The 9,983-nt window shown below is 73.3% G+C and carries 8 protein-coding genes; 4 read left to right on the top strand and 4 right to left on the bottom strand.

Annotation, left to right across the window (positions count from 1 at the left end):
• A partial coding sequence (gene rsmH, locus DVH02_RS27955) for a 16S rRNA (cytosine(1402)-N(4))-methyltransferase RsmH (protein WP_114626639.1) occupies nt 1-636 on the bottom strand: 636 nt, incomplete at its 3' end.
• Between the two features lie 513 nt (nt 637-1,149).
• Here rsmH and DVH02_RS27950 point away from each other — a divergent pair.
• The 4 genes from DVH02_RS27950 to DVH02_RS27935 all read left to right on the top strand — a co-directional run bounded on the left by DVH02_RS27950 (nt 1,150) and on the right by DVH02_RS27935 (nt 6,790).
• Complete coding sequence (locus DVH02_RS27950) at nt 1,150-1,716, top strand: beta-class carbonic anhydrase (RefSeq protein WP_114626638.1); 567 nt, start codon at nt 1,150-1,152, stop codon at nt 1,714-1,716.
• A gap of 243 nt (nt 1,717-1,959) precedes the next feature.
• On the top strand, nt 1,960-3,003 hold the full coding sequence (locus DVH02_RS27945) for an AAA family ATPase (RefSeq protein WP_114626637.1): 1,044 nt from the start codon (nt 1,960-1,962) through the stop codon (nt 3,001-3,003).
• Nucleotides 3,003-4,367 (top strand): DUF58 domain-containing protein, encoded by a 1,365-nt coding sequence (locus tag DVH02_RS27940; protein ID WP_114626636.1) that lies wholly within the window; start codon nt 3,003-3,005, stop codon nt 4,365-4,367. The genes DVH02_RS27945 and DVH02_RS27940 overlap by 1 nt, the downstream gene beginning before the upstream one ends.
• Nucleotides 4,364-6,790, top strand: a complete 2,427-nt coding sequence (locus DVH02_RS27935; RefSeq protein ID WP_114626635.1) for a transglutaminase TgpA family protein — start codon at nt 4,364-4,366, stop codon at nt 6,788-6,790. The genes DVH02_RS27940 and DVH02_RS27935 overlap by 4 nt, the downstream gene beginning before the upstream one ends.
• Before the next feature lie 160 nt (nt 6,791-6,950).
• Here DVH02_RS27935 and DVH02_RS27930 read toward each other — a convergent pair whose 3' ends face one another.
• The 3 genes from DVH02_RS27930 to DVH02_RS27920 all read right to left on the bottom strand — a co-directional run bounded on the left by DVH02_RS27930 (nt 6,951) and on the right by DVH02_RS27920 (nt 9,587).
• Nucleotides 6,951-7,355, bottom strand: a complete 405-nt coding sequence (locus DVH02_RS27930; protein ID WP_114626634.1) for a DUF3040 domain-containing protein — start codon at nt 7,353-7,355, stop codon at nt 6,951-6,953.
• 681 nt (nt 7,356-8,036) lie between these two features.
• Nucleotides 8,037-8,822 (bottom strand): methyltransferase, encoded by a 786-nt coding sequence (locus DVH02_RS27925; protein WP_114626633.1) that lies wholly within the window; start codon nt 8,820-8,822, stop codon nt 8,037-8,039.
• A 168-nt stretch (nt 8,823-8,990) separates the two neighbouring features.
• A complete protein-coding gene (locus DVH02_RS27920; RefSeq protein WP_114626632.1) occupies nt 8,991-9,587 on the bottom strand; it encodes an SAV_6107 family HEPN domain-containing protein in 597 nt (198 codons plus the stop codon).
• Nucleotides 9,588-9,983 lie beyond the last annotated feature (396 nt).

The following is a 9,983-nucleotide window of genomic DNA, read 5'->3' as shown; positions in this document are numbered from 1 at the left end:
GGCCTGGAAGGTGCGCTTGGCGGGGTTGCCGCCGGTGCGCTTGGCGGCCTGCGGCAGTGCGTCGCGGATCAGCTCCACGAGCCGGGCGCTGTGGGTGAAGGGCTGGTTCACGCGCTCCCTGACCACGGCGGAAACGATCCGCTTGGCCTGCTTCTCCTCGCCGTAGGCGCGCAGGATCCTGACGAGTTCGCCCGGCGGGTAGGTGTTGAGGACCTCCGCCGCGCTGACGCCGGTGGTCTGGTCCATCCGCATGTCGAGCGGCGAGTCCTGCGCGTAGGCGAAGCCCCGGTCGGCCTCGTCCAGTTGCATGGAGGAGACGCCCAGGTCGAACAGGACGCCCTGGACCCGGCGGATCTCCAGCCGGTCGAGGACCTCGGGCAGTTCGTCGTAGACGGCGTGCACCAGGGTGGCGCGGTCACCGAACGGGGCGAGGCGCTCACCGGAGAGCCGCAGCGCCTCCTGGTCGCGGTCGAGCCCGATCAGCCGGGCGCCGGGGAAGGCCGCGAGCAGCGCCTCGCTGTGGCCGCCGAGGCCCAGGGTGCAGTCGACGACGACCGCACCGGGCTCGGCGAGCGCCGGGGCCAGCAGGTCAAGGCAGCGCCGGAGCATCACGGGAACGTGTCTGACCTGGTTCACGCGCGCCCCCCGGTCCGGATGGGGCGGGTGGCGGCCGTCCGCGGATCGCGCTCCGCCGACGTGCGGCTCTCCATGGCCGACTCGCTGCGCTCGCTCATGCGCCCTCTCAGGTCCGGCGCGGCCGTACGTACTGCCGGGTCCCCGCCCGCTCAAGAAGGGGAGGTGGTCCGCCGGCGCCGGGAAGGGCGTCGGCCGACCGCCGAGCGGGAGGGGGCCGAGCCGCACGTTTCGCCGCACACGCGGGGAAATCGGGATGTGGTCCAGGACGTGATCCGGCAGGCGAATCGGGGGGTGTCCGTGAACTTCGCGTCACTTTAGTCCACTGGTCCTTCGGGTCAATCAACCGGACAGCGCGTCGCGCGGGTCGTGTGCCGGAGGGGGCGAAGGCCGCGATTCACCCGAATGGCCGCTGCCCGCACGGCCCTGTGGGTTAGCTCACACCAAGCCGCGTTGAGGTTCTTTGTCCCTTCCCACCGGGGGCTTCACCATCCCCGGCCGACTAACGTCATGGGTATGTCGACTTCCGCGCATCCCCCCGCAGAGCCCGCCGGGGCCTCCGCCGGTGCGGCCCGTACCGCCGTGACGGTCACCGACCGGCTCGTGGGCGCCAACAGCCGCTACGCCGCCGGATTCACCGATCCGGGCATGGACGCACGCCCGGTGCTCCAGGTCGCCGTCGTGGCCTGCATGGACGCCAGGCTCGACCTGCACGACGCCCTGGGCCTGTCACTCGGCGACTGCCACACCATCCGCAACGCGGGCGGGGTGGTCACCGACGACGTCATCAGGTCCCTCACCATCAGCCAGCGGGCGCTCGGCACGCGCAGCGTGGTACTCATCCACCACACCGGCTGCGGCCTGGAGAGCCTGACCGAGGAATTCCGGCACGAGCTGGAGATGGAGGTCGGACAGCGCCCCAACTGGGCGGTGGAGGCGTTCCGCGACGTCGATCAGGATGTGCGCCAGTCGATGCAGCGCGTACGCACGTCCCCCTTCCTCGTGCACACCGACGACATACGCGGTTTCGTCTTCGACGTGAAGACGGGGCTGCTGCGGGAGATCGACCCGGTCACCGCCTGAGCGGCTGGGCGCCGGGGCACGTACTCCGAGGGGTACCGATCGGGATGCCCATCGGAGCCGAAAAACTGCAAAGCCGACAAACAACACCGACTTATCCACAGGCGGATGACACGAGACGGTAACGGCAAGAAGAATGCGAGGGGTGGCAGCGTTCCGGAACCTTCCGGCGACGGTGCCCGTGTTTCGGGGAGGGCCGGGCCGTCTGATGACCTCCGGCCCGCGGAAAGGGCCGAGGAGGGCCGGGTGACGACCTATGACGATCGATCGAGCCTCACTGATCTGACCACCACAGCGGAGCGTGTGCGCGCGTCGGTGGAGGGTGTGATCGAGGGCAAGCCAGAGGTCGTACGGCTATCGCTGACCGTGCTGCTCGCCGAGGGACATCTGCTCATCGAGGATGTCCCCGGTGTGGGCAAGACCATGCTGGCCAAAGCGCTGGCACGTTCCATCGACTGTTCGGTGCGGCGCATCCAGTTCACCCCGGACCTGCTGCCGTCGGACATCACCGGTGTGTCCATCTACGACCAGGAGCAGCGGGAGTTCGAGTTCAAACCGGGCGCGATCTTCGCCCAGATCGTGATCGGCGACGAGATCAACCGGGCGTCGCCCAAGACCCAGTCGGCGCTGCTGGAGTCCATGGAGGAGCGCCAGGTCACCACCGACGGGCACACCTACGAGCTGCCCGACCCTTTCATGGTGGTGGCCACGCAGAACCCGGTGGAGATGGAGGGCACCTATCCGCTCCCCGAGGCCCAGCGCGACCGTTTCATGGCCCGGGTGTCCATGGGATATCCGAGCGCCGAGGCCGAGTTGCGGATGCTCGACGTGCACGGGGGCGTCTCCCCGCTGGACGACCTCCAGCCGGTGGCCCACGCGCACGAGATCGTGAAGCTGATCGAGGCGGTGCGCACGGTCCACGTCGCCGAGTCCGTCCGGAGATACGCGGTGGAGCTGGTCGGCGCGACCCGTCACCACCCGGATCTCAGACTCGGCGCCTCCCCGCGCGCCACGCTCCATCTGGTGCGGGCGGCGAAGGCGGCGGCGGCGCTGGCGGGCCGGGACTACGCGCTGCCGGACGACGTCCAGTCGCTGGCGGTCGCCGTGCTGGCGCACCGGCTGCTGCCCACCGCCCAGGCCCAGCTGAACCGGCGTACGGCCGAGCAGGTCGTGCTGGACATCCTGCAGCGCACCCCGGTGCCCACGGCCGACGGCGGCCGGGCTCCGGGACGGGCGGCGGCGCCCGGCGCCGGGCTCTTCGGCCGGCAGTCCGGCGTACGGCGGCTGTGATGGCGCCCGGGGGGCCCGCCGGGGCGGACGGCCAGGAGCGCGAGCGCGGCGGACTGCGCGCCGCGCTGTCCGGGCTGACGACGCGTGGCCGCTCGTTCCTCGCCGCCGGGGTCGCCGCGGGGGTCTGCGCGTATGTGCTGGGCCAGTCGGATCTGCTCCGGGTGGGGATCCTGCTCGCCGCGCTGCCGCTGATCTGCGTGGCCGTGCTCCACCGTACCCGCTACCGGGTCGCGGGCAGCCGGCGGCTGATGCCTTCCCGGGTCTCGGCGGGCTCCGAGGCCCGGGTGCATCTGCGGATGGACAACGTCACCCGGCTGCCCACCGGGCTGCTCATGCTGCAGGACCACGTGCCCTACGTGCTGGGGCCGCGCCCCCGGTTCGTGCTGGACCGGGTGGAGCCGGGCGGACGCCGCGAGGTGTCGTACCGGGTGCGCTCGGACCTGCGCGGCCGTTATCCGCTGGGCCCGCTCCAACTGCGGCTCAGCGACCCCTTCGGGATGTGCGAGCTGACCCGCTCGTTCAGCGCGTACGACACCCTGACCGTCATCCCGCGCACCGAACCTCTGCCGCCGGTGCGGCTCGCGGGCGAGTCGTCCGGGTACGGGGACGGCCGGCAGCGCTCGCTGGCGCTGGCCGGCGAGGACGACGTCATCCCGCGCGGCTACCGCTACGGCGACGACCTGCGCCGCGTCCACTGGCGCTCCACCGCCCGCTACGGCGAGCTGATGGTGCGCCGCGAGGAGCAGCCGCAGCGCGCCGGGTGCACGGTGCTGCTGGACACCCGGCGCGCCGGTTACCAGGGCTCGGGTCCCGACTCGCCCTTCGAGTGGGCGGTGTCGGGCGCCGCCTCCACACTGATGCACATGCTGGAACGCGGCTTCGCGGTGCGGCTGTTGACCGACACCGGCAGTTCGGTGCCGGGCGACGGCGCCGACGGCTTCGCCGGGGCGACCCAGGACTCCGGCGAGGCCGCCGCCCTGATGCTGGACACCCTCGCGGTCGTGGACCACTCGGACGAGCCGGGACTCTCGCGCTCCTACGACGTGCTGCGCGGTTTCTCCGAGGGTCTGCTGGTGGCCTTCTTCGGCGACCTCGACGAGGAACAGGCCGCGGTGGCCGCCCGGATGCGCCGGCGGGGCGGCGCCGCCGTCGCCTTCGTCCTCGACAGCGGCGGCTGGTCGCAGGGCGCCGGGAGCGGCGCCCGCAGCGAGAAGCGGCTGCGGCAGCTGCGCGAGGCGGGCTGGACAGCGCTCGCCGTGGAGGCGGGCGCCGAGCTGCCCGAGCTGTGGCGGCTGGCCTCGCGTCAGCACTCCGAATCGGCCGTCGCCGGCGGCTCCACAGGGTTCTCCGGAGGATGGTCATGAGCGGTCGCGGAAGGCTGGCGCTGTGCGCGCTGGCCGCCACGCTGATGTCGGCGGGCGCCCTGGTGCCGCTGGTGGAGCCGGCGCTCTGGCTGGTCCAGGCCGGATGCATGGTGGCGGTGGTGAGCGGCGTCGGCGCGCTGGCCAGGCGCGTTCCGCTGGCGCGCGCCATGACGGTCTCGCTCCAGGGGCTCTCGGCCCTGCTGATGCTCACGGTGTTCTTCGCCCGGGAGCAGGCGCTGCTCGGCTTCGTCCCGACCCCGGGAGTGCTGGGCGCGTTCGTCGACCTGCTCAGCGAGGGCGGCGAGGATGTCAGCCGCTACGCCATACCGGCTCCGGCGACGGACGGCATCAAGCTGATGCTGATCGGCGGGGTGCTGCTCATCGGCCTGGCGGTGGACGCGATCGCGGTGACCTTCCGCAGCGCCGCGGCGGCCGGGCTGCCGCTCCTCGCGCTCTACTCGGTGGCGGCGGGGCTCTCCGGTGGGGCCGGCGGCTGGCTGTGGTTCCTCCTCGCGGCCGTCGGCTATCTGCTGCTGCTTCTGGCCGAGGGCCGGGACCGGCTCTCCCAGTGGGGGCGGATCTTCGGCAGCACGTCGACGCCCGGCCGCTTCATGTCCGGCCCCGACGCCTCGGAGCGCCGCGCCCCGGTCCGTACGGGACGCAGGATCGGAGTGGTGGCGCTGGGGGTCGCGCTCGCCGTCCCGGCCGCCCTGCCCGCGCTGGACGGCGGGCTGCTCGCCGAGGCGGGCCGGGGCAGCGGCTCGGGGCCTGGCGGCGGAGGCACCATCTCGGCGGTGAACCCGCTCGTCTCGCTGCAGGACAATCTCAATCAGCCCGAGGACCGCGAGGCGCTGCGCTACAAGACCAACGCGAAGGACACCCAGGACCTCTATCTGCGGATCATGGCGCTGGACAAGTTCGACGGGACGTCCTGGCGGTTCTCCCAGCGCAGCGTGGAGGACGTGCCCGAGCGGCTGCCCGGCGCGCCCGGTCTGCGCTCCGACGTGAACACCGTCGGGATCACCACCAACATCTCGGCCGCCGGCTGGTACCGGCAGAACTATCTGCCGATGCCCTATCCGGCCACCGCGGTGCGGGTCGCCGGGCGCTGGCGCTTCGAGCCGACCGGCCGGACGCTGGTGGGCGACCGGGGCCAGTCGACCCGCGGCGCCCGCTACGAGGTCGGCAGTCTGCTGGTCAGGCCCACGAAGGACCAGCTCGCCTCGGCTCCCGAGGCTCCGGCCGCGCTGCGCCGGGAGTACACGCAGATTCCGGCGATCCTCCCGGATGTGGTGAAGGAGACGGCGCTCGGGGTCACCGAGGGCGCCACGAACGACTACGAGAAGGCCGTCAAGCTCCAGGACTGGTTCGCGCTGGACGGCGGGTTCAGCTACAACACCGAGGTCGATTCGGGCACCGGGGTCGCGGCGATCACCCGCTTCCTCCAGAACAAGGAGGGGTTCTGCGTCCACTTCTCCTTCGCGATGGCGGCGATGGCCCGCACGCTGGGCATTCCGGCGCGGGTGGCGGTGGGCTTCACCCCGGGCACCCCGCAGCCGGACGGCAGCATGTTGGTGGGGCTGCGTGACGCCCACGCCTGGCCCGAGCTGTACTTCGAGGGCGTGGGCTGGACCCGCTTCGAGCCGACTCCGAGCCGGGGCAGCGCCCCCGACTACACCCGTCCCGACGCGCCGGTCGACGGGCCGACGGACCCGAGCAGCCCCGACGCCACCGCGTCGGACGAGCCGTCCAGCGCGCCGTCCGCCTCGGAGAGCTGCTCGCCCCAGGACCGGGCGCAGGGCGAGTGCGGCGCGGCCGTGGCCGACGGGGTGACCCCGCCGACGGACCCGGGAACGCCGGTGGGGACGGTGGCCGGGATCGTCCTGGGCGCCCTGGCCCTGCTGCTGATCCCGCTGCTGCCGCTGCTGTGGCGGATCCGGATCCGGGCCCGGCGGCTGGGTTCGGCGGGGCGCACCGCCGAGGACGCCTCGGCGCGGACACTGGCCGCCTGGCGGGAGATCACCGACACGGCCTGGGACCACGGGATCCCGCCGGACGATTCACGGACGCCCCGGAAGACCGCGGCCAGAATCGTCCGGCTGGGCGAGCTGCAGGGGCCGCCCGCCGAGGCGGTGCACCGGGTGGCCGGCGCGGTGGAGCGGGTGCTGTACGCGCCGGATCCGCAGCCGGGTACGGGCCTCGCCGAGGACGCCCGGCTGGTCCGGGAGGGGTTGCGGGCCGGCGCGGGCCGCTGGGCCGGGCTGCGCGCACTGCTCGCGCCCCGCTCGTCCGTTCGGGTTGTCTGGGCGGTCTCGGAGCGGCTGGGGGCGCTGAACGCGCGCTGGGCGGCCGGACGGGCGACGCTCGCCGCCCGCTGGTCGGCGACCACGACCCGCTGGCGGCCGTCCCGGCAGCGCGGCTGAGCGGGGGGCTGCGCGCGGGGAAGGCCCGGGGACAGACCGGGGACAGACCGGGAACGGACCGGGGACGGTCCGTACGACGGAGGGGCGAACGCTGACGCGTTCGCCCCTCCGTCGTACGGTTACTCGGTTACTGCTCGTCCTGCGGTTACTGCTTCAAGGCTCACTGGCCCTGTTCGTCACGGCGGCGCTGCCACCGCTGCTCGATCCGGTTCATCATCGAGCGACGCTGTCTGGGTTGTCGCCGGTCGGCCGGGGCGCCAGAGGCACCGCCCGCCGTCTGTTGCTCACCTGGTTTGGGCGCTTTGCGCCAGCCGGTGACCGCCAGGACCGCACAGCCCAGCATGACGAGGAACCCCACCACGCTGATCCAGATCTGCTGGGCGACCATTCCGGCCATGAGGAGCGCGATACCCACCAGGAAGCCTGCGACCGCCTGGTAGACCCGTCGCCGGGTGTATGTACGCAGCCCGCTTCCCTCAAGCGCTGTCGCGAACTTGGGATCTTCGGCGTACAGCGCTCGCTCCATTTGCTCGAGCATTCGCTGCTCGTGCTCCGAGAGCGGCACGGAGTCCTCCTAGTCGTCGGTCGCGGGGGGCGACCGGTATGCGGCTCCTTCAAGGATAGGCAGGGAATCGCCCCCGTGAAACCCGCCCTCAACGCCAATTGCCATTCCGGGCCACCATGTCGGCTCGGTTGTTGAGGCGTTGATTCCCCAACCATCGACCCGTCATGCCGGATGGTGTACCCCGATCATACGGCGCCAGGGGCGCCACTGGGGGGCCTGTGGCGCACTCCATGCGCCGCTGCGTCGCTGATCAGCCACGCGATCGGCGCTTCCGGGCCGCATCGGGCCGTTCCCGGGCGCCCCGGGCGGCTCCCCGAGGACCGCCCGGAACCGCGACGAGGCCCCTGAGCGGGCGGTGAAAGCGCTCTCCCGGGGGGAGCCGGGAAAAGTCAGCGAGAGGCCCACGAGGAGCCGGGAAAAGTCCTTCGGGAGTCCTGGGCACTGTCTTCGAAGTAGCGCCGTCTGCCCCAAGGGCGGGCCCCGCGGCGTCCGGTGCGCCGCGCTCGCCGCGCTCCCGCTGCCTCGGCGGAGACGCGTCCTTAGGATGCCGAGCGCTCCCGCCCGGCGGAGGGCCCCCGTACCGGATGTACTGGGGCGATCCCTACAACGCGGCGAGCGTGCGTGCCGGGCGCCGCGGGGCAGGCGGGACAGTCGGGACTGTGACGACAGGGCCCAGGGAGGTCAGCTCGGCTTCTCGCCCAGTACGTGCAGCTGTGTGGCCACGGCGTGGAAGGCGGGCAGCGCCGCCGCCTCCGTCTCCAGCTTCAGCAGCGCGTCCAGGGCGCCCGGCTGGGTGTCCACCAGACTGCCGGGCACCAGGTCGGCGAAGACCCGCACCCCGTGCACGGCGCCCACCCGCAGCCCGGCGGCGCCGACCAGCTCCGTGAGCTGCTCGGCGGTGAACCTCCTGGGCACCGGATCGCCCTCGCCCCAGCGCCCCGCCGGGTCGCTCAGCGCCTGCCTGGCCTCGGTGAAGTGTCCGGCCAGCGCGCGGGCCAGCACGGCGCCGCCCAGTCCCGCCGCGAGCAGGCTGAGCGCCCCGGCGGGACGCAGCGCCGCCACCGCGTTGCGGATGCCCTCGGCGGGGTCGTCCACGTACTCCAGGACGCCGTGACACAGCACGGCGTCGAATCCGCCGCGCTCGACCACGTCGAAGAGGCCGTGGATGTCGCCCTGCACACCGCGTACCCGATCGGCCACGCCCGCCTCTGCCGCGCGGCGCTCCAGCGCGAAGAGCGCGTTCGGGCTGGGGTCGACCACGGTCACCCGGTGGCCCAGCCGGGCGACGGGCACCGCGAAGTTGCCCGTGCCCCCTCCGGTGTCGAGGACGTCGAGGACATCCGTCCCCGCCGCCTCGGCCCGGCGGCGCAAGGCGCCGCCGAGGACCTCCCAGACCACGGCGGTACGGAGGGAACCACGGGGGCGCGATGGCGTCTCCCCACCGAAGACAGCGGAAGGCTCCGACACGGCAGTTGACTCCTCGGGGCGGCACCGCCCCGGGCGGCGGGGCGGGGAACAGTGCGGGCTGGGGCCCGTCGTCGCGCGGGCCCGGCCGCCCGTGGGGCGGGGCGGGACCGGCGCTCACAGGCCCTGGCAGCGCGCCGAACGTCCGTGCCGGACTCCCGGCGTCGATCTTCAGCGCGCTTCCTGGGCCCACCCTATTGCCTCGGTCCCGCCCGGCCGGTCGGCCCGGGGCCGGGGAAGCACCGGGTCGAGCGCGAGCAGCCGCTCCACCAGGCGCAGGAACATCGCGGCGTCGCGCAGCAGATCGTCCGCGTCCCGGCCGCTGGCCGCGCCCTTTATCCCGGCCTCGGCACGCGCCCTGCGGGTGGCGCCGGAGGCGAACAGGCCGCTCCACTCGGCCAGCTCGGGAGCGATCTCGGGAAGCACCTCCCAGGCGCTGCGGATCCGCCGCCTGCGCTGCGGCGTGGTCTCCGGGCGCCCACGGACCGCGAGCACGGCCGCGGCGGTGCGCAGGGCGGCGAGATGCGCCGTCGCGTAGCGCTCGTTCGGAACACCCAGGGCCGCGGCCTCGTCGAGCCCCGCACGCGCCTGGGCGAGCAGATCCAGCGCGGCGGGCGGCGCCGTGTCACGGCGGACGACGGGGTGGACATCGGTGGGCGGCCCTGTCGGGGACGGCGGTGTCGTCGGGGACGGCGGTGTGGAGGGGAGCGAGGGCGCAGGGACATCTGCAGGGCGCCGGTGGGCGGCGCCCGTGAAGGGGCTGGCCATGACGAGCCTCCTGTCGTCGTGTGACGGCGCTGTGGCCGTATGTGTCCATCCTGGGGGACACCACTGACAATCGGCCCTGACCTGCGGTTTTGCCGTACTGGGGACATACGGGACGCCGGTCCGGCGCGGCTCGCTCCTGCTGAACCGCACCGGACCGGCGCCTTCCCCCGTGTCCCCTCCCGTTTCCCCGTTTCCCCGTACTCCCGGAACCTCCGTGTCCCCCGTCGGTTCCGGGTCCTCTCCCCCGTTCTCCCTCGTGTCCCCCTCCCGGTCTCCCCCCGTTCCCCCGTTCCCCGTGTCCCCCGTTCCCCTCTGTGCGTCAGGGGCGCGGCGCCGTACCGCCGCCCCGTGTCGGCGGTGCGGCGCCGCGCCCCCTTCGCGCTCACCACTCTTCCG

This window comes from Streptomyces corynorhini, from assembly GCF_003346515.1.
GTDB lineage: Bacteria > Actinomycetota > Actinomycetes > Streptomycetales > Streptomycetaceae > Streptomyces > Streptomyces corynorhini.
This window is presented reverse-complemented; position numbering and strand designations above follow the sequence as displayed.